This window comes from Lamprobacter modestohalophilus (assembly GCF_016583905.1).
GTDB lineage: Bacteria > Pseudomonadota > Gammaproteobacteria > Chromatiales > Chromatiaceae > Lamprobacter > Lamprobacter modestohalophilus.
Genome location: NZ_NRRY01000015.1, coordinates 46,458 through 65,004, shown reverse-complemented (window position 1 = coordinate 65,004; position 18,547 = coordinate 46,458). Strand labels below are relative to the sequence as shown.

General features: G+C 63.8%; 17 protein-coding genes. 8 read left to right on the top strand and 9 right to left on the bottom strand.

Translation table 11 applies throughout. The features are described from left to right. Positions 1–54 precede the first annotated feature (54 nt). Positions 55–960 carry an MDR/zinc-dependent alcohol dehydrogenase-like family protein gene (locus CKO42_RS10920; RefSeq protein ID WP_242479301.1) on the bottom strand — a complete coding sequence of 302 codons (906 nt, stop codon included), beginning with the start codon at positions 958–960 and terminating at the stop codon, positions 55–57. A 331-nt stretch (positions 961–1,291) separates the two neighbouring features. Between CKO42_RS10920 and egtB the strand changes: the two genes are divergently transcribed. From egtB to ubiD, 3 genes are all read left to right on the top strand, one after another. Beyond that, positions 1,292–2,584, top strand: coding sequence for an ergothioneine biosynthesis protein EgtB (gene egtB, locus CKO42_RS10915; RefSeq protein ID WP_200243557.1), 1,293 nt, complete (start codon positions 1,292–1,294; stop codon positions 2,582–2,584). Then, positions 2,581–3,564 carry an L-histidine N(alpha)-methyltransferase gene (gene egtD, locus CKO42_RS10910; protein ID WP_200243556.1) on the top strand — a complete coding sequence of 328 codons (984 nt, stop codon included), beginning with the start codon at positions 2,581–2,583 and terminating at the stop codon, positions 3,562–3,564. Before egtB ends, egtD begins: the two co-directional genes overlap by 4 nt. A gap of 148 nt (positions 3,565–3,712) precedes the next feature. Beyond that, positions 3,713–5,179 (top strand): 4-hydroxy-3-polyprenylbenzoate decarboxylase, encoded by a 1,467-nt coding sequence (gene ubiD / locus CKO42_RS10905; RefSeq protein ID WP_200243555.1) that lies wholly within the window; start codon positions 3,713–3,715, stop codon positions 5,177–5,179. A gap of 99 nt (positions 5,180–5,278) precedes the next feature. Here ubiD and CKO42_RS10900 read toward each other — a convergent pair whose 3' ends face one another. From CKO42_RS10900 to CKO42_RS10880, 5 genes are all read right to left on the bottom strand, one after another. Continuing rightward, positions 5,279–5,545 carry an RNA recognition motif domain-containing protein gene (locus CKO42_RS10900; RefSeq protein ID WP_200243552.1) on the bottom strand — a complete coding sequence of 89 codons (267 nt, stop codon included), beginning with the start codon at positions 5,543–5,545 and terminating at the stop codon, positions 5,279–5,281. Positions 5,546–5,738: 193 nt separating this feature from the next. Continuing rightward, positions 5,739–7,046, bottom strand: coding sequence for a permease (locus CKO42_RS10895; RefSeq protein ID WP_200243550.1), 1,308 nt, complete (start codon positions 7,044–7,046; stop codon positions 5,739–5,741). Between the two features lie 163 nt (positions 7,047–7,209). Then, positions 7,210–7,437 carry a glycine zipper domain-containing protein gene (locus CKO42_RS10890; RefSeq protein WP_242479300.1) on the bottom strand — a complete coding sequence of 76 codons (228 nt, stop codon included), beginning with the start codon at positions 7,435–7,437 and terminating at the stop codon, positions 7,210–7,212. Between the two features lie 79 nt (positions 7,438–7,516). Beyond that, the gene (locus CKO42_RS26930) at positions 7,517–7,864 is read right to left on the bottom strand and encodes a Rap1a/Tai family immunity protein (RefSeq protein ID WP_242479299.1); all 348 of its coding nucleotides are present in this window, start codon (positions 7,862–7,864) and stop codon (positions 7,517–7,519) included. 265 nt (positions 7,865–8,129) lie between these two features. Next, positions 8,130–8,999: an SDR family oxidoreductase gene (locus CKO42_RS10880; RefSeq protein WP_200243664.1), complete on the bottom strand. Its 870-nt coding sequence runs from the start codon at positions 8,997–8,999 to the stop codon at positions 8,130–8,132. 94 nt (positions 9,000–9,093) lie between these two features. Between CKO42_RS10880 and CKO42_RS10875 the strand changes: the two genes are divergently transcribed. After that, a complete protein-coding gene (locus CKO42_RS10875) occupies positions 9,094–10,125 on the top strand; it encodes a CDP-6-deoxy-delta-3,4-glucoseen reductase (RefSeq protein ID WP_200243543.1) in 1,032 nt (343 codons plus the stop codon). 90 nt (positions 10,126–10,215) lie between these two features. Here CKO42_RS10875 and CKO42_RS10870 read toward each other — a convergent pair whose 3' ends face one another. Both CKO42_RS10870 and hemC read right to left on the bottom strand, forming a co-directional pair. Further along, a complete protein-coding gene (locus tag CKO42_RS10870) occupies positions 10,216–11,004 on the bottom strand; it encodes a uroporphyrinogen-III synthase (protein ID WP_200243540.1) in 789 nt (262 codons plus the stop codon). Further along, positions 11,001–11,975, bottom strand: coding sequence for a hydroxymethylbilane synthase (gene hemC, locus CKO42_RS10865; RefSeq protein WP_200243538.1), 975 nt, complete (start codon positions 11,973–11,975; stop codon positions 11,001–11,003). Before hemC ends, CKO42_RS10870 begins: the two co-directional genes overlap by 4 nt. 236 nt (positions 11,976–12,211) lie before the next feature. Between hemC and argH the strand changes: the two genes are divergently transcribed. From argH to CKO42_RS10850, 3 genes are all read left to right on the top strand, one after another. Continuing rightward, positions 12,212–13,609, top strand: a complete 1,398-nt coding sequence (argH, locus tag CKO42_RS10860; RefSeq protein WP_200243532.1) for an argininosuccinate lyase — start codon at positions 12,212–12,214, stop codon at positions 13,607–13,609. Positions 13,610–13,680: 71 nt separating this feature from the next. Beyond that, positions 13,681–14,994 carry a serine/threonine-protein kinase gene (locus CKO42_RS10855; protein ID WP_200243527.1) on the top strand — a complete coding sequence of 438 codons (1,314 nt, stop codon included), beginning with the start codon at positions 13,681–13,683 and terminating at the stop codon, positions 14,992–14,994. Between the two features lie 37 nt (positions 14,995–15,031). After that, positions 15,032–16,501 carry a glycogen synthase gene (locus CKO42_RS10850; RefSeq protein ID WP_200243524.1) on the top strand — a complete coding sequence of 490 codons (1,470 nt, stop codon included), beginning with the start codon at positions 15,032–15,034 and terminating at the stop codon, positions 16,499–16,501. 5 nt (positions 16,502–16,506) lie between these two features. Here CKO42_RS10850 and pstS read toward each other — a convergent pair whose 3' ends face one another. Continuing rightward, positions 16,507–17,577 (bottom strand): phosphate ABC transporter substrate-binding protein PstS, encoded by a 1,071-nt coding sequence (pstS, locus tag CKO42_RS10845; RefSeq protein ID WP_200243520.1) that lies wholly within the window; start codon positions 17,575–17,577, stop codon positions 16,507–16,509. 354 nt (positions 17,578–17,931) lie between these two features. On the opposite strand from pstS, the gene CKO42_RS10840 reads away from it, so the two are divergent. Beyond that, a complete protein-coding gene (locus tag CKO42_RS10840; protein ID WP_242479298.1) occupies positions 17,932–18,543 on the top strand; it encodes a D-sedoheptulose-7-phosphate isomerase in 612 nt (203 codons plus the stop codon). Positions 18,544–18,547: the final 4 nt, after the last annotated feature.

Below are 18,547 nucleotides of genomic sequence, written 5' to 3'. Positions count from 1 at the left end.
CAAACGCTGTCTTGGCCTGAGTGCGGCGCATCTCGGTGTGAGTGCGGTTGGTTGTCAGCTGCAGTCGATCAACGCCTTCAAGACAGACTGTTCGGCGGCACGCCGCAATGCGACAACGCCGTTGGCGAGCGGCTCAACGCAATCGACCAATGGGGTTGGGTCGACGCGCTGCTGCTCGAGCAGCCTCAATGCGGCCGGGAAGGGACCACAGCGCGAGCCGATGATGCGGATCTCGTCGACGACCAGCGTTGACAAAGCCACTGGCACCTCGCCTCGGTAGGTGCTCTTGAGGCAGAGCGTGCCACGCGGGCGCAGTGCCTGCCGGGCCAAGGCGAAGCCGCCGGGCGCGCCGCTGGCCTCGACCACCAGATCGTAGTGACCATCGGCCACCTCCTGCTCTTCGATGCAGCGCGCGCCGATGCCCTGCAGGCGTTGGCGTTGGTGGGCGTGTCGTGCGACGACATCCAGCTCGGCCCCAGTCAAGGCTAGGACGCGCGCGATTAGCTGCCCAAGCCGTCCGGCTCCGACCAGCAACACCCGATCGGAAGGCTTGATCGGGACCAGCTCCGGGATCTCGAGCGCCGCCGCCAGTGGCTCGGCGAAGACAGCAGCAGGATCTGGCACGCCGTCGGGCACCCGGTGCAGATTGTCCAGAGGCAGACAGAGATACTCGGCGAAGGCACCGTCGTGGTGCTTGATACCGAGCACCTCGCGGTTCAAGCAATGATTCGGCCGGCAGGCCAGACATTCGCGGCAGTGACCGCAGCTGATATTGATCGACCCGACGACGCGCTCTCCCACGCGCTCGGGCGCGGTCGGCGCGCCCGTGATCTCACCGACGAACTCATGCCCGAGCACGCCCGTGAAGGGATAATAGCCGTCCAGTAGGGCGAGGTCGGTCGAGCAAACGCCGGCTAGACGCACCTTCACCAAGGCCTCGCCGGCGGCCGGGGCGGGCATAGGAAGATCGCTTCTGAGTCGAGGCTGGTCGTCGAGCCAAATCGCTTTCATCAATAGATCCTCCGACAGTCGCTTTGGGTTGCTGCGCGCGTTGAGATGCGCTCCGTCAAACAGCCTCGAGAACAGGCCCGCGCCGGTTTGTGCCTTCAGGTTATCCTTTCGCCCCTTCGAACGAAACGACTGCGACTGGAAATTCGGCTGCAATACCGCCAAATCACTCGCCAGAGTCAATCATGCACCGCTCTTCAGCCTTCATCGCCGGCGGCCGGTGAGCGATCAACCCATCCCAGCCTCTCTCTCAATCGACGAGACCGGACACCAGGAGAACCTGATGCCCCCAATGGACGACCCTAGTCTTTACGATGCCTATCGCCGCGTGCGAACGTTCACCGAGCAGCTGTGTGAGCCGCTCGAGATCGAGGATTACATGCTCCAGGCCGCAGCCGAGGCCAGCCCACCGAAGTGGCATCTGGCGCACGTCTCCTGGTTCTTCGAGACCTTTCTGCTGCGGCCGTTTCTGCCGGGCTATGCGGTCTTTCATGCGCAATTCGATCATCTGTTCAATTCCTACTACGAGCAGACGGAGGCGGGCTTTTGGCCGCGCTCCAAGCGTGGGCTGATCTCGCGCCCAACAGTGGCTGAGGTCTATGCCTACCGCCGCCATGTCGACGACGCCATGGCGCGGTTGCTCAGCGACTGTCCGACCGAACACCAAGCGACGGTGAGGGCGCGGGTCGAGATCGGACTCAATCATGAGCAGCAGCATCAAGAGCTCCTGTTGACAGACATCAAGTACAACCTGGCCTACAATCCGTTGCGCCCAGCCTATCGCAGCGAACTGTCCCCGCTGCCTTTGCAAGACCCGGTGCCGCTCACCTTCACCGCCTTCGAAGGCGGCATCCACAGCTTTGGTGCCGTCGATCAGGGCCAGACCGAGCCCCAGGCCGGGCGCCCGGCCTTCGCCTACGACAATGAATTCCCGTGCCATCAGCGGCTGTTAGAGCCGTTTCGGCTCGCTGATCGGCTGATCACAAACGCCGAGTACCAAGCGTTTGTCGACGACGGCGCGTATCGCAATCCGGCGCTCTGGCTTTCTGACGGCTGGGCACGGATCAAGACCGAGGGCTGGCAGGCACCGCTGTACTGGGAACAGCTTGATGGCGTCTGGCACGAGACCACGCTGAGCGGCCGCCGCCCTCTGCACCCGGCCGAGCCCGTCTGCCATGTCAGCTACTTCGAGGCCGAGGCCTACGCGCGCTGGGCCGGACGCCGACTGCCGACCGAGTTCGAATGGGAGCACGCAGCCGCTGACCGGGCCGTCGAGGGCCACTTCGTCGACGACGGCCGCCTGCATCCGGGACCAGCGAGTACTGGTTCGCTGCAGCAGCTGTTCGGCGACTGTTGGGAATGGACCGGGTCGGCCTATCTGCCCTATCCACGCTACCGCGCGGTGGATGGCGCCCTCGGCGAGTACAACGGCAAGTTTATGAATGGGCAGATGGTGCTGCGCGGCGGTTCTTGCGCCACCTCGCGCGATCATGCGCGTCTCACCTATCGGAACTTCTTCTATCCACACGAGCGCTGGCAGTTCAAAGGCATCCGGCTGGCGGAGGACTTGGCATGATCTCTTCGACCGACCCGACCACGGCCAACCCGATCTACTTCCACGATTACCATCCGACCCCTTCGGACCTGCGCGCCGAGGTGCTAGCGGGGCTTGGACGGCCCCGCAAACAGCTGTCGCCAAAGCTGTTCTACGACGCCGAGGGGTCGAAGCTGTTCGACGCCATCTGCGAGCTGCCGGAGTACTATCCGACCCGAACCGAGATCGCGATCCTGCGCGAGCATGGCGCCGAGATGGCCCGGCGGCTGGGTCGCGAGGCGCTCTTGGTCGAGCTCGGCAGCGGCAGCAGCCTCAAGATCCGGGTGTTGCTGGAGGCGCTGCAGCCGGCAGTCTATATGCCGGTGGACATCTCCAGCGAGCATCTCCAGCTGTCGGCACAGGCGCTTGCGGCGACCTTCCCGAAGCTCGAGGTGCATGCGGTTTGTGCGGATTACTCGACGCCGTTCGAGCTTCCTGTCGACGATCACTCGCACCCGCGCGCCGCCTTCTTCCCAGGCTCCTCGATTGGCAATTTCGAGCCTGCGGAGGCTGAGCAGCTGCTGCGTCGCGTGGGTACGATTCTGGGTCCTGAGGGCCGGCTGCTGATCGGGGTCGATCTGATCAAGGATCGCGCGCGGCTCGAACGTGCCTACAATGATGCGGCGGGCGTGACCGCGGCGTTCAACATGAACCTGCTCAGCCGCATCAACCGCGAGCTTGATGGCAAATTCGATCTTGCCCGGTTCCGGCACGAGGCCTTTTTCAATGCCGAACAGGGGCGCATTGAGATGCACCTGCTCAGCACCTGTGACCAAGATGTCGATGTGGCTGGCGAGACCTTCCGCTTTCGCGAAGGCGAGACCATCCACACCGAATGCTCACACAAGTACAGCGTGGAAGGCTTCCACGCCTTGGCCGGCCGTGCTGGCTTCCAGCCCGAGCAGGTCTGGACCGATCCCGAGCAGCTCTTTAGCGTCCATTGCCTCGTCCATCGGCCGTGATGGGTGGCGGAGAAACGGCGCAGCTGAGCCTTGATGGAACAGCTGAGCCGGGATGGATAAGACATCAAATGGATGAGAACAGACAGATCGGAATCGACCTGGGCGCCTGAGGTCGGTACGCATTAGCGACGGAATAACGAGACAGCCATTGAAGTACCAGGATCTGCGCGATTTCATCGACCAGCTCGAGGGGCGGGGCGAGCTCAAACGCATCCGCATCGAGGTCGACCCATACCTCGAGGCCACCGAGATCTGCGATCGCACCTTGCGTGCCGGCGGTCCAGCCCTCCTGTTCGAGCGCCCAAAAGGCTCCAAGATACCGCTGCTCGGGAACCTCTTCGGTACGCCGCAGCGGGTCGCGCTCGGCATGGGGGAGGAATCGGTCGAGGCCTTGCGCGAGGTCGGCAAGTTGCTCGCCTTTCTCAAGGAGCCGGACCCGCCGAAGGGGATGAAGGAGGCCTGGCGGACCTTACCGATCTTCAAGAAGGTGCTGGACATGGCCCCGAAGGTGCGCCGCAATGCGCCCTGCCATGAGCAGGTCTTCGAGGGCGACCAGGTTGACCTCGGGCGCTTTCCGATCCAGCACTGCTGGCCCGGCGATGCCGCACCGCTGATCACCTGGGGACTGGTGATCACCCGCGGCCCGGAGAAATCGCGGCAGAACCTCGGCATCTATCGGATGCAGGTGCTCGGCCGCAACCGGGTCATCATGCGCTGGCTTGCGCATCGTGGTGGCGCGCTCGATTTTCGCGACTGGCAGCGCGCGCACCCGGGCAAGCCGTTCCCGATTGCGGTTGCACTGGGCGCCGATCCGGCCACCATCCTCGGTGCTGTCACGCCGGTGCCAGACAGCCTCTCTGAGTACGCCTTCGCCGGTCTGCTGCGCGGGAGTCGCACCGAGCTTGCGGCCTGTATCGGCTCCGATCTGCAGGTGCCGGCGACCGCCGAGATCGTCCTCGAGGGCCATCTTCATCCGAATGACATGGCGCCCGAAGGGCCATTCGGCGACCACACCGGCTACTACAACGAGGTCGACGACTTCCCGGTCTTCACCATTGATCGCATCACCCAGCGCAAGCAGCCGATTTACCACAGCACCTACACGGGTCGGCCGCCGGATGAGCCCGCGATCCTCGGCGTTGCGCTGAATGAGGTCTTCGTGCCGATCCTACAGAAGCAGTTCCCTGAGATCGCTGACTTCTATCTCCCGCCCGAGGGCTGCTCCTATCGGCTTGCGGTGGTGGCGATGAAGAAGCAGTACCCCGGTCATGCGAAACGCGTGATGCTCGGTGTCTGGTCCTTCCTGCGCCAGTTCATGTACACAAAGTTCGTGATCGTGATCGATGACGATGTCGACGCACGCGACTGGAAAGACGTGATTTGGGCCATGACCACGCGGATGGACCCCGCGCGCGATACGGTGATGATCGAGAACACGCCGATCGACTATCTCGACTTCGCCTCACCGGTCTCCGGGCTCGGCTCCAAGATCGGTTTCGACGCCACCAGCAAATGGCCGGGTGAGACGACGCGCGAATGGGGACAGCCGATCCGGATGGATGCGGAGGTCAAGGCGCGGGTCGATGCGCTCTGGCCGCGACTGGGTATCGTCTGACGGCCGCCTCCGCACCTTGCGGCTGCCATGGTATCAACGCTGGTGACAGACGTTTTCGATCCAGGGCAGAAGACGTCCAGGGCGGAGGCGGCCCCGTGCTTAGAAACGCTGTTGGGCTCGTTCGGTTCGGGGTTTGGCCTCGTTCACTGTCAGCTTACGGCCATCTTGCATGGTGTCGTTTAGTGCTTGGATCGCATCTTCAGCCTCGGCTTTGCTCGGCATGTCAACAAAGCCAAAGCCCTTCGATTGTCCAGAGAACTTGTCCTTGATCACATCGGCACTGGCGACCTCGCCGAACTCGCTGAACATCGCTCTTAAGGTGTCATCATTGACCGAGTACTTTAGGTTACCTACGTAGATCCTCATCGCTCACTCTCGCAACGGACGTGCATTGAGCACGCGCACACCATCGGTCGATCAACGCACAACTCGAACGATAGCGATACGGCAGGCTGGGCCGTATGGGGTTGGGAGTGCTGCCGGTCCGGCGCATCCCCCGTGCTGATCTGGCGCATTGCTGTTGGCCTAGCGTCAGTGTCTACGATGCGCTTAGCCGACGTCAATCGCGCCTGGCTAACTGAAAGCCAGCACCCTCGATGGTATGCTCAAGGGTCTCGGTCTCGACGAAACCACCGCGAATCACCACCTGCCCGGTGGCGAGATCCGGCGACGCCTCATGCACCTGCTCGAGTGATTCCAGCGCGTTCTTGACGGTCGCGACGCAGTGTCCGCAGGTCATGCCCTTCACCTCGAGGATCAGCGCATCTCGGCCCGGTTTGGCAGCGAGATCCTGCTGTGAGCCCGCATTCGCGCCGCTATCGAGGCCCTGCAAGGTTGCCAGACGTGCTTTGGCCTGGGTTTGCGCCCGATACTGGCGTAAGCCGAGCATCGCCATCAATGCCAGCAGCAGGAGCGCCGACAGCACGGGTAGCCAGCTCTGCTGATGCTCGTGGACGAGCGTTTGCACCGGCACAGTCGTCAACAGTTGGTCGAAGATCAGACCGAAACCGAGGCTCATGACCACCACGGTTCCTAGATACACCGACAGGACTTTGGCGCCGAGTGTGCGGTAAACGGCGCCGATTGTCGCTAGGTTGGTTGCCGGTCCGGCCATCAGGAATACCAGTGCCGAGCCTGCCGGTAAACCGGCCGCGATTAAGGAGGCGGCGATCGGGACTGATGCGGTGGTGCACACGTAGAGGGGCAGGGCGATGGCCAGCATCACAAGCATGCCGAGCATACCGTCGGCCCAGGGTCGATCGGCGAAGAAGTCGACGGGGGTCAGGGTCGTGACCAAGGCGGCTGCAATCACGCCAATGACGAGCCAGGTATTGATGGCGCCGAGCAGATCAAACACCGCGTAGCGCACCGCCTCGATGATCCGCGCGAGCCATCCGCGCGGCCGTTCATCATCAGGGTGGCCGAGCCCGTCCTGTGCTTCATCACTCGGCGCTGCAGGTACCACCCGATTGACCAGTGCACCGCCGACGACGCCGGTCACGAAGGCAGCGATCAGCTTGAAGAGTGCGAACGGCCAGCCGAGAAAGGCCGCGGTGACCAGGATGGAGTCGACCCCGGTCTGCGGCGTGCTGATCATGAAGGAGGTTGCAGCGCCAGGCGAGGCCCCTTGGCGTCGCAAGCCGAGCGCGGTCGGGATCACCCCACAGGAGCAAAGCGGTAGTGGAACGCCGACCAACGAGGCCCGCACCACACTGCCGAGATCAGGCCGGCTCAGTCCGCGCCGGATGACAGCGGATGGCACATAGGCATGGATCAGCCCAGCGATGAGCAGACCGACCAAGAGCGACGGCGCAAGCTCGAGCAGAATGCCCCAGAGAGCGGTCGGAAAGGCGGTGACGATATCCATGAGCAGGGGTGTGCCTAGGTTCAGTCAGTGCCGATAGCGCTGGATTGGTCAAGGTGGGCGCTCGACTCCAGCGGACGAGCAGCAGCGCAGCCGGCTGACGCGGGTTTAGCTGAGGCGGGTTTAGCTGAGGCGGGTTTGCATGCCCGCCTCAATCGATGCGGTCCTAGTCGATGTTGCCTTTCGCGTGCTGATCGACCAGGAAGCCACCCAAGGCGCCGGCGCCGGCGCCAATCAGCGCACCAGCGCCCGCATTGGCGCTCAATGAGCCGATGAGGGCGCCGCCGGCGGCACCCATGAGGGCGCCGCTACCGGAGCGCTCACCGGTGGTTGTTCCGCAGGCCGAGATCAACAACAAGCTTGAAGCCATCACCGGTAAGAGCATCATTTTCATCATTTAGACTCCTGGAAAAAGGGTGTGTTGCGGCCATCGCAGGCAAATCTCCTGGGACGCATGCAGGCCTGAAGACGCATTAGCGGCATGGATATTCTGCGGCTAGCGCTCGCACGAGTCCGACCACAGGTTGTTCATCCATCAGGGATTTGTCGTCTTTGTTGGCTTCTGCCCATGCCAAGAAGGCGCGCCGACCATCAGCGATGGTGGCAGTTTTTGGGTAACAGATCAGCCGTTTCAGATTCTTTTTGCCGGATATTGCATCGTGGTACTGAACCGTCGCTTCGATGAAGGCGCGGCAGGCAAAGCTTGCAACCAGGTGTTCGGCTGCATCGCTTGGGGTCGCGCAGACCTGATAGAGATCGCCTGTGGTGTCAAAGTTGAAATCTTCGTCCGCGACAGGCGCGGCCTGAACCGACAGGCTCAAGCCTGCTGCTGCTGCGACGGCGATGCCGGCGGCTAGGAACGTCTTCATCAATCCAGTCCTCAGTGAGCGAATCTAACCAGTGGTGTTGACGTCTGACCGAAGCGACCTTCTGCCGACGTCGCGAGCATGTTGCGCGCCATCGAAGGCGGATCGCAACCCTGGAGCCGATTCTACCAGCGCGATCGTGACAATTGCTGCAGCCATTTCGGCGCCGGCAGCAGCGGCGGTCGAGCTAGAGCTAGAGCTAGGGTCGAGGGAACCGTGGTCAGACAGCCTCGCCCTGGAAGCACGGGGCTAATCCCTGAGCCAGGTCCGGATATCGCAGGCGGACCCCGAGCTCATCGAGCAGACGCTGGTTGCTCAGACGTCGCGATTCTTTCAGGTACGAGAGCATGCCGGCCGAGACTTGGCCGTCCGCCTCGGCCAATGGGATCTGCGGCGGGTGGGGTAGGCCTGCGGCATCGGCCACCTGACAAAAGTAGTCGGTCATGGTGCTCGGGTGCCCGTCGCAGACGTTGTAGATCGCATCGGACGGTGCCCGCTCCATCGCGGCGATGCAGATCTCGACCAGATCCTCAGCGTGGATGCGATTCGACCAGGGGGCTTCATCGGCCTTCACCACCGGCTGAGCGCTGCGGATGCGCGCCAGCGGCAACCGGTCACAGGCGTAGATGCCGGCCACGCGCAGGATCACCAGCTCGGCGCCGCTCTCGCGGCTCCATTGGCGCAGGCGCTGCTCCGCATCCCAACGGCGTAACGAGCGTGACGCGGTCGGTTGTGGCTGCCATGCCTCGTCCACCCAGGCCCCCTCGCAATCACCATAGACGCCGGTGGTGCCGATATACACCAGTCGACGCGGATGCCCGTTGCGCTCGAAGGCCTCTATGAGGTGTGCCGTCAGTGGGTCATCGTCACCCTCGCTCGGCGGCGGCGCGAGATGAAAGAGCTGTTTTCCCGCGGGCTCGAGCGAGGCCAAGTCGTCTCGTGAGAGATCGAGCTGCAGGGCCTGCGCGCCGGCCGCCTCGACCTCCACAGCGGTCTCCGCGCTGCGCACAATGCCGACAACCGGCTCCCCTCGCTGCCGATAGCGCTTGGCGAGCGCCTGCCCGATATAGCCGCAGCCCAGTATGATCATCACCTCTGCCCTCTTGGTCGCTTCGATTCCAGGTCATCATGCCCCAAGGTAAGGGTCATCCCATCACCGCCAAGCCCTGGAGTATGAACGACCCATGAGTGTCTCTGCGACGCGCTTCTCCGTGCGCACCGAGCCTGCTGGACATCAATTCGATGTCGCGCCCGACCAGACCATCCTCGAAGCCGCGTCGGCGCAGCGCATTGGGCTGCCTTATGGCTGTCGGCAGGGTACCTGCGGCAGTTGCACCGCACAGCTGCTCGCCGGTGAGGTCCAGTATCCGAACGGCAAGACCGCGGCGCTCGACGGGCAACCAGCGGATGCCTGCCTGACCTGTCAGGCGGTGCCGACCACAGACCTGGTGCTGCGCGTCGCCGAGCTCGAACGCCTGAGCGATATCGAGGTCCGCACGCTGCCCTGTCGGCTGGCCGAGAAAACGCGCCTCAATCACGATGTGATGCGTCTGCGCCTGAAGCTACCGGAAGGCCAACGGCTGGCCTTCGTTGCGGGCCAGTATCTTGAGTTCATGCTGCGTGACGGCGCTCGGCGTGCCTATTCGATCGCCAATCCGCCGCATGATGATGAGCTGCTCGAGCTGCATGTGCGTCGGGTGCCGAGAGGGCGCTTCAGCGACGAGGTCTTTGAGCAGATGCAAGAGCGCTGCATCCTGCGCATCCGCGGCCCGCTGGGGACCTTCGTGCTGCGCGAGGATGCTGAGCGGCCGATCTTGATGGTGGGCGGCGGCACCGGCTTCGCTCCGCTCAAGGCGATGCTCGAGCATGCCTTTCATCGCGGTATCGAGCGACCGATCCACCTGTATTGGGGGGTGCGCTCGCAGCGCGATCTGTACCTGCCGGAGCTGCCGGCAGCCTGGGCCGAGGCGCATCCGAATTTTCGCTGTGTGCCGGTGCTCTCAGAGCCTGATCGCGACTGGACCGGGCGCAGCGGTTGGGTGCATGAAGCCGTGCTCGAGGATCATCCTGCGCTGACCGACTTCGATTGCTATCTCAGCGGGCCGCCGGCAATGGTTGAGGCCGGTCGCAGCGCCTTCGAGGCCGCCGGATTGGCGATCGAGCATCTGTTCTCGGATGCCTTCGAGTATGCGGCCGACAGCCGCCGGGCCGATTGAGCCCGGCGCCCGGAGCCGTCGGTTTAGGCTCGGCTCATCGGCTCATCGGCTCATCGGCTCATCGGCTCATCGGCTCATCGGCTCATCGGCTCATCGGCTCATCGCCAATCGGCAAAGCGCATCGATGAGCCCTTCGTCACTCGTCTCCTCGGCGACCGCGACCCGGCGGAAGCCGAGCTGCATCGCGGTTGCGCCGCCGCGGTCGCTGATCACCACGAGCGGCGTCGACAACAGCCAGGCCTGATTCGCGCCGCCGATCAGCTGCAGGAGATTGTGCAGCACCTCGTCGCTGGTCGCGGTGATGAAGCCGACCCGCGCTTGCCAAGCCGACAGCTCGGCGCTGACATCGACATCTGGCAGGCTGCGCCGATAGACCTCGGCAAAGGCCACCTCGGCCCCGCGCGCGCGCAGGGTCTCGCCCAGCAGTGGACGTCCGCCCTCGCCACGCACGATCAGCACACGCTTGCCGCCCACCCGGGTCAGCGCCGGCAAGGCCAGCAGGGCCTCGCTGTCGAAGCCGCGCGCTGGGACCAGATCTGGCGCCAGACCTTGCTCGCGTAGTGCCGCCGCGGTGGCGCGACCAACGGCGCCGAGCAGGGGGCGACGAGCCGGTTCCGAATCCGGCCCTGAATGCAGGCCAGCCGGGGACAGCTTCATCCCATACTCGACCGCGTTGCGGCTGACAAACAGCATCAGATCCCAGGGCTCGGCCAGAAGCTGGCGCGCGCGTTCGGGAGACTCGGTGGCGCGAATCTCCAAGGTTGGAAACGCAATCGGCTCGCCGCCGGCCTCGCGGATCAGCTGGCAGAGGTGCTCGGCCTGGGCAGCAGGCCGCGTCACCAGGACCCCGCGCCCATTCAGCGGACAGGTCAGGTTCATGGCTGTGAGGCAGACTCCGACGATTGGCCTGCCGCCGGATCAGCCGGCTCATGCGCGAGCGCGGCCAGCACCGTATCGGCGCCCTGAGCCAGCAGTGCTTCGCCGACCTCGCGACCCATGCGCTCGGCATCGGCCATCGGGCCACTGATCTCTGCACGCATGATCTTCGAGCCATCCGGCATGCCGACCAGACCCCGCAGATACAGGCTGCCATCGCGATGCACCGCATGACCGGCAATCGGTACCTGACAGCCGCCATTCAGATGCGCGTTCAACGCCCGCTCGGCCATGACCTGCTCAGCGGTTGGCTGATGATGCAGCGGGGCGATCAGCGCATGCACGCGCTCGTCGTCGGTTCGGCACTCGATCCCGATTGCGCCCTGGCCAATCGCCGGCAGGCTATCCTCAGGCGCGATGAACGAGCGGATGCGCTCGCTAAACTCGAGCCGGATCAGGCCTGCCGCCGCCAAGATGATCGCGTCGTAGACGCCCTCGTCGAGCTTGCGCAGGCGAGTATTGACGTTGCCGCGCAAGGGCTCGATGCGCAGGTCTGGACGCCGCACCGCGAGCTGACACTGGCGGCGCAGGCTGGAGGTGCCGACACAGGCCCCTTGCGGCAGCTCGTCGAGCGCGGCGTACTTGTTCGAGACAAAGGCGTCGCGCGGGTCCTCGCGCTCTAGGATGCAGGCCAGATGCAGTCCGTCGGGGAAGTCGACCGGCACATCCTTCATCGAATGCACAGCGATGTCGGCATCGCGCGCGAGCATGCCCTGCTCCAGCTCTTTGACGAACAACCCCTTGCCGCCGACCTTCGCCAGCGGCGCGTCGAGGATCTTGTCGCCGCGGGTGGTCATGCCGATGATCTCCACCGTCAGCCCAGGGTGCAGGCGGCGCAGCGCGTCGGCAACATGCTCTGCCTGCCACATGGCGAGCGCGGATTTTCGGGTGGCAATGCGAATGGTCTCTGGCATGGAAGCGAATCCAGCTGGCTGGTGGTCGTGATGAGTTGAGTCGACGGCTAGTCGACCCCTAAAGGTAACCGAAATGCAACCTCGCCGACGTTGGCAGCGGTCAATCGGGGCGAAACGCGTTAGCTTAACCTGTCGGCAGGGTCGCAGACAGCGCTCCGCATCCATCTCAGGCTGTTGCCGGACACTGATCTGTACTATGGTGGTGCTTTTGCAAGGCGCATGAGCAAGAACCCGCGATGACCGAGAGTGCTGCTTCGAAACCCTGGGCTGGCCGTTTTTCCGAGCCGACCGATGCCTTCGTCGAGGCCTTTACCGCCTCAGTCGGATTCGACCAGCGCCTGTATCGCGAGGATATTGCCGGCTCTGTCGCCCACGCCCGCATGCTGGCGCGCCAAGGCATCCTCAGCGATGAGGAATCCGAGGCCATCGTGGCTGGTCTTGGGCGCATCCAGGCGCAGATCGAGGCCGGCGGCTTTGCTTGGTCGGTGCCGCTCGAAGATGTCCACATGAACATCGAGGCGGCGCTGACAGCGGAGATTGGCGAGGCTGGCAAACGCCTGCACACCGGGCGCTCGCGCAATGACCAGGTTGCCACCGACATCCGCCTCTGGCTGCGCAACGAGATCGATGCCATCAGTGAAGCTCTGCAACGGCTGCAAGACGCGCTGCTCGACCTCGCCGAGCGCGAGGCCGCGACCATCTTGCCCGGCTTCACCCATCTGCAGGTCGCGCAGCCGATCACCTTCGGTCATCACATGATGGCCTGGCAGGCGATGCTCGAGCGCGATGCCGGGCGTTTCGCCGATTGCCGGGCACGCATGAACCAGATGCCACTGGGCGCTGCAGCGCTAGCCGGCACCAGCTACCCGATCGACCGCGCCTATACCGCCGAGCTGCTCGGCTTCGACGCCCCCTGCGAGAACTCGCTCGACGCCGTGTCTGATCGCGACTTTGCGATCGAGTTCGTCGCCGCCGCCTCGATCCTAATGATGCATCTATCGCGCTTTGCCGAGGAGCTGATCCTTTGGACCTCGGCCCAGTTCGCCTTTATCGAGCTCTCGGACAGCTTTTGCACCGGCTCCTCGATCATGCCGCAGAAGAAGAATCCAGACGTCCCCGAGCTCATTCGTGGCAAGACCGGGCGCATCTTCGGCCACCTGATGGCGCTGCTGACCCTGATGAAAGGGCAGCCATTGGCCTACAACAAAGACAATCAAGAGGACAAGGAGCCGCTGTTCGACACGGCCGATAACCTACGCGGCTCGCTCAAGGTCTTCGCCGAGATGATGGCCAAGCTCCGCTGCAAACCAGAGCGTATGCGCGAAGCGGCCAGCCAGGGCTTCTCGACCGCGACGGATCTTGCGGACTATCTGGTGCTCAAGGGCATCGCCTTCCGTGATGCGCACGAGATCGTCGGCAAGGCTGTGGCCTATGGCATCCAGGAGGGCCGCGATCTCGCGCAGCTCAGCCTCGATGAGCTGCGACGCTTCTCGCCCGCCATCGGCAGCGATGTCTTCGACGTGCTGAGTCTCGATGGCTCGGTGGCCGCTCGCGACCACATTGGCGGCACCGCACCGGCGCAGGTCCATGCCGCGATTGCGCGCGCCCGCTCGCGGCGTGCCTCAACGCGCTGAGCAGACAGGGCGCAGCTTGCTCAGCTGGCGCACTGCTGCCATGACCCCGGCCGCGCGCATGGAGTGCGACCATGTCGCCTGAGCGCACAGCGCAGTTCCCGAATCCAGATCTGGCACCGCGGCTGGTGCTCTATCCCATCGCTGGTGGTGGTGTCGCGCTCGAGTGGTCGCTCGATCCGGCGTTGATCCAGCAGGCGCGCATGGCCTTTGCCGCGCTTCAGCCTGTCGCCAAGCTCTGTCATCGACGTGCCGATGGCGAAGGGGGCCGTCTGGCCGAGGCGGTCTTCGCCGACCTCAGCAGCCTCTCTACCGGCTACGCTCGCTTCGAGGCGCCGGTGGTTGGCCCGCTGCAGGCCGAGCTTGGTTTTGAAGGGCAGCGCGACGGCGGCTGGCTGCTGCTGGCGCGCTCGAATCGCCTGGATGCGGTTCCGGAGCCTCGCGGACTCGAGCCTAGAACCGCGGACGCCGGCGTTGCGCAAGTCGATGCGCAAGTCGATGCGTCATCGGACGCGCTGGCCATTGCCCAAGCACCAGCGATCTCGGTTCCTCGCGAGCCTGTTTCTGAGGCCCCGAGACGCCCGGCAGGGCTGGCCTCGACAGGCGCTCCGCTGTCTGATTCAGCTGCTGATCTGCAGGCGCTCAATCGTCATTCGATGTTGACGTCGAGTCCAAGCGTTAGCGCGGCACAGGCGCCAGCTTCGGCGTTAGGATCGGCACCCGCACCGACCTCGGCACTCGCAGGAGCATTGGTCAAGGGTAATGCCGAGCAACCGCTAGCGGGGTCTGTTGCAGCAGAGCAGGTCGACGTTGCGGCGGCGCTAACGCTTGATCGTGGTAGCCCGGGATCTGCACAAGACTGGAGCGGGTTGCTGCCCGCGACCCGCTTTCCCGATCTCTCCCTAGCGGCGCTCTCGGAGCGTCCTGAGTTGCGCGGTAGCCCCTTTCCGCTGGTCAGGGTCGCGCCTGCGACGTCTGATGCGGCCGATGATCTGAAGTCTCGGACAGCCGGTGATCTGGGGTCTGATTCGACCCCTGATTCGTCTCCAGACCCGGTCCCTGATCCGTTCATCGAAACCAACTCAGTGCAGGTTCTATTGGACCAGGCGCTGCCAAACCGGCAAGATGTTGCGCCATCGGAAACGCGTGTCTCGCGCGGCAGTGGACCGCTGTCCCCGTATCCATCCCGCGAGGGCGCTGTGATCCGTGGTGAATTGCATGTCTTCGGCAGCGCTGCGCCTGGTAGCCTGCTCGACCTTGGCGGGCACCCGTTTCGCGTCGGGCCGGGCGGACGCTTCTCGTTTCGCGTCGCGCTCGATGACGACGAGCTGCTGGCAGCGCTCCTCGCGCGGCTGCCGCGGCTGCCGGTCGACGAGCGCGAGTCCTGACCCCTGATCCTCTAGCTATCTGATTGAGAACGGTTGTATGTATATCCTGATGGCCACGCCGGAGTGCGCGCCGGTTGCCAAGGCCGGTGGCCTCGGCGATTTCGTGCAGGGACTATCCCGCGAGCTTGCGGCCCAAGGCCACCAGGTCGAGATCATCCTGCCCAAGTACGACTGCCTGCGCTACGACCGGGTCGAGGACATGACCCTCGAGCACCCGGATCTCTGGGTGCCGTTCTTCGACCGCGCTGTGCATTGTGATGTCGAGGTTGGTCTGGTTGACGGGCTGCGCTGCTACTTCATCGATGCCCATTCCGAGCACGGCTTCTTCAACCGCGGCGCCATCTATGGCGATGCCGACGACCCGGACCGCTTTACCTTCTTCTCGCACGCCATCCTCGAGTTTCTGGTGGCCTCTGGCAGGTGTCCAGACATCATCCACTGCAACGAATGGCAAACCGGGCTGGTGCCGGTACTCTTGTTCGAGCGTTATACCGCGCTCGGGCTGGACAAGACTCGCGTCTGCTACTCGCTGCATAACCTGGGTCATCAAGGTTGGACGACGCCTAAGGTGCTGGAGATGAACGGCCTCGATGTGGGCCGCCTGATGGTGCCGGATCGCCTACAAGACCCGGGCAACCCACAGGCCGTCAACCTGATGAAGGGCGGTATCGTCTTCTCCAACTTCGTCACCACGGTCTCGCCGCGCTATGCCTGGGAGATTCAGCACACCGACCAAGGGATGGGGCTGCAGGGCGTGCTGCGCGACCAGGACCGCAAGTTCGGCGGCGTGCTGAACGGCATCGATACCACGACCTGGAACCCGGCGACCGACCCCTTTATCGCCACTAACTACGCTCTAGAAAAGCTGCCAGGCAAGGCAGAGAACAAGGCTGCCCTGCGCGAGCGGCTCGGTCTGGTTGATACGCCCAAGCCCATCGTCGCGGTGGTCAGCCGGCTTGATCGGCAGAAGGGGATCGACCTGATTCGCCATAGCATCGACTACAGTTTGCAGCAGGATGCGCAGTTCGTGCTGCTTGGCAGCGCCCAAGAGCCGGCGATCAACGCCATCTTCTGGGATGCGAAGCAGTCCCTGGCTGATCATCCTGACGCTCACCTTGAGCTTGGCTACGACGAGGAGCTGGCGCATCTGATCTACGCCGGCGCCGACATGATTGTGATCCCCAGCGTTTACGAGCCCTGCGGTCTGACCCAGATGATCGCGATGCGTTACGGCTGCGTGCCCATCGTGCGACGGGTCGGCGGTCTCGCGGATACGGTGTTCGACGCCAACTACAGCGACCGCCCCTACGAAGAGCGCAATGGCTACGTCTTCGATGAGCTGACCTTCGAGGGGCTGGAATCCGCGCTCGGCCGTGCCATTGGGCTGTGGCAGCAGCACCCCGATCATTTTCGCCAGCTACGCCTCAACGGGATGCGAATGGACAACTCGTGGGCCAGGCCAGCACAGGACTACCTGAATATCTACCAGCACATCCGTGTGCGCTAGCGGTTTTACGGGGCCGCTGTCTGCCTGAGCGGCTCGAGCGCCTGTTGCACGTATTCGATCGCCCCGGTTGAGAAGGGGATGTAACCGATACGCGCGGCGAGCTTTTGGCCTGGTCCGAGTGCATAGTCGACGATGTCGACAAGCGCCTGTTGTTTTCGCGGATCATCGTAGTGCTTGCGCAGCATGAGGTAAGACAGCGCGATCAACGGATAGGCGTTCTCGCCGCTGGGGTCGATCAGCGCAGTGGCCGTTGGCGACTGGCTGATCGCAGCCATCGAAGCTGCGAAGCTGAGCGCAGTGGGCACGACCATCTGGCCGTCCTTGTTTTCGATCGCGGCCATTGGTGTGTTGGTGAAGTCTGCATAAGGATAGGCGACGTAGCCGATTGAGCCTGGGATCGAACGGACCAGCGAGGTGACACCGTCATTGCCCGAGGCGCGGATCAGTCCACCCGCGCGGTTGATCACCTTGCCCCAGTCCGGGGTCAGCGTGGTGCCGACGCGCTTGGTGAGGTCTGGACTGATCGCACTCAGGTGCGCCGTCAGATTGAAGCTGGTTCCGCTCGCGCCAGCCCGTGCTACCAAGGTGATCGGCAGGTCAGGAAGTGAGGCGTTGGGGTTGGTCTTGGCGATCAGAGGATCGTTCCAGCGCCCGATTTGGCCACCAAAGATGCCGATCAGCGCAGCTCGTGACAGCCGCAGCTGTCCAACCTCGGGCAGATTGTAGATCAGGGCGATGCCTGCTGCCGCCATTGGCAGTTGGATGATGCCCCCGGCCAACTGGGCGGCATCCTCTTCCGGAATCCGATAATCAGCAGCGGCAAAATCGACGTGGCCTGAGGCCAGATCCCGCAGACCGCCGGCGCTGCTGATGCCTTGATAATCCGGTTGGATGAGCGGGTGCTCGGCGGTGAAGCTGTGCATCCAGCTCGAGAGCAAGGGGGCTGGAAAGGTGGCCCCGACGCCATAGAGGCGAAGCGGTTTCTCGGCCGCGAGCAGCATCGATGGCAGGAGCAAGAGCCCGCTCAGCACCAAGGCTGAAAGGCTGATGAGCAGGCTGTTGGTTTGTCGTTTCATGGATTATCCTCGGCGCGAGTGACTGGAGAGCGACGCCTCTTTGCGGCTGGTTGTACCCTGAGCGGGGTCCCGGAGCATAGTGAAGAAGCGGCCGCTGTTGCTACCTTCATTCGGTCACCTAGGCGTCATGAAACGGAAACCGTTAGTAGCCGTCCATTTTCTACTTCCCGATTCTTGGCGGACAGTGGTGCTCAAATCGAGAAGCAGTTGGTGGACGCTTTCTTAGCTTGGTGATTGCGGGTCTGAGACGGCGCTGCTAATGCGTCGCAGCACCGGGCTAAAAGACAGAGCGCGTCGCCAACCCGCAAGAGACGCGATTGTTTCATGGTAACGTCCCGCCAAACAGGAGCCGCCTTGTCAACGAGCGACCTTAAAACCAGCCTCCAGCCCGATCCCATCAGTTCCGCCCTGAGCGCGCATATCGAGCTGGTGCAAGCGCTCGAGCAACTGCGCGCCCCGATCGAGACCTTTGCCGCCGAGGTCTCCGCCGCCATCGAGCGCGGCGGCCGCGTGTTCTGGATGGGCAACGGCGGCAGTGCAGCCGATAGCCAGCACCTGGCCGCAGAGCTGGTCGGTCGCTTCGAGCGGGAGCGTCCTGGCCTCCCGGCGATTGCGCTTACCACCGATACCGCCGTTTTGACCTCGATCGCCAACGATTACGGCTTTGAGTCGGTATTTGCGCGTCAGGTGGAGGCGCTTTGCCGTCCTGGCGACGTCCTCGTCGGGATGTCAACCTCGGGCAACAGTGCCAACGTCGTGCGCGCCATGGAACGTGCCGAGCGGCTCCAGGTCTACCGTGTCGGCATGACCGGCGCGGGCGGTGGGCGGTTGCGACAGTGCTGCGAGCTTTGGCTCGAGGTCCCCTCGGCCAATACCGCTCGCATCCAAGAAGCACAGATGCTCATCGGCCATATTCTGTGCGACCTGGTCGAGCAGCGCGCCTACAACGCCGCCAATAGGCACTGAAGGG

Coding starts and splice junctions, on each gene's coding strand:
- CKO42_RS10920 (WP_242479301.1), bottom strand. CDS start 960: ATGCCCGCCCCGGCCGCCGGCGAGGCCTTGGTGAAGGTGCGTCTAGCC.
- egtB (WP_200243557.1), top strand. CDS start 1,292: ATGCCCCCAATGGACGACCCTAGTCTTTACGATGCCTATCGCCGCGTG.
- egtD (WP_200243556.1), top strand. CDS start 2,581: ATGATCTCTTCGACCGACCCGACCACGGCCAACCCGATCTACTTCCAC.
- CKO42_RS10900 (WP_200243552.1), bottom strand. CDS start 5,545: ATGAGGATCTACGTAGGTAACCTAAAGTACTCGGTCAATGATGACACC.
- CKO42_RS10895 (WP_200243550.1), bottom strand. CDS start 7,046: ATGGATATCGTCACCGCCTTTCCGACCGCTCTCTGGGGCATTCTGCTC.
- CKO42_RS10890 (WP_242479300.1), bottom strand. CDS start 7,437: ATGAAAATGATGCTCTTACCGGTGATGGCTTCAAGCTTGTTGTTGATC.
- CKO42_RS10880 (WP_200243664.1), bottom strand. CDS start 8,999: ATGATCATACTGGGCTGCGGCTATATCGGGCAGGCGCTCGCCAAGCGC.
- CKO42_RS10875 (WP_200243543.1), top strand. CDS start 9,094: ATGAGTGTCTCTGCGACGCGCTTCTCCGTGCGCACCGAGCCTGCTGGA.
- CKO42_RS10870 (WP_200243540.1), bottom strand. CDS start 11,004: ATGAACCTGACCTGTCCGCTGAATGGGCGCGGGGTCCTGGTGACGCGG.
- hemC (WP_200243538.1), bottom strand. CDS start 11,975: ATGCCAGAGACCATTCGCATTGCCACCCGAAAATCCGCGCTCGCCATG.
- argH (WP_200243532.1), top strand. CDS start 12,212: ATGACCGAGAGTGCTGCTTCGAAACCCTGGGCTGGCCGTTTTTCCGAG.
- CKO42_RS10855 (WP_200243527.1), top strand. CDS start 13,681: ATGTCGCCTGAGCGCACAGCGCAGTTCCCGAATCCAGATCTGGCACCG.
- CKO42_RS10850 (WP_200243524.1), top strand. CDS start 15,032: ATGTATATCCTGATGGCCACGCCGGAGTGCGCGCCGGTTGCCAAGGCC.
- pstS (WP_200243520.1), bottom strand. CDS start 17,577: ATGAAACGACAAACCAACAGCCTGCTCATCAGCCTTTCAGCCTTGGTG.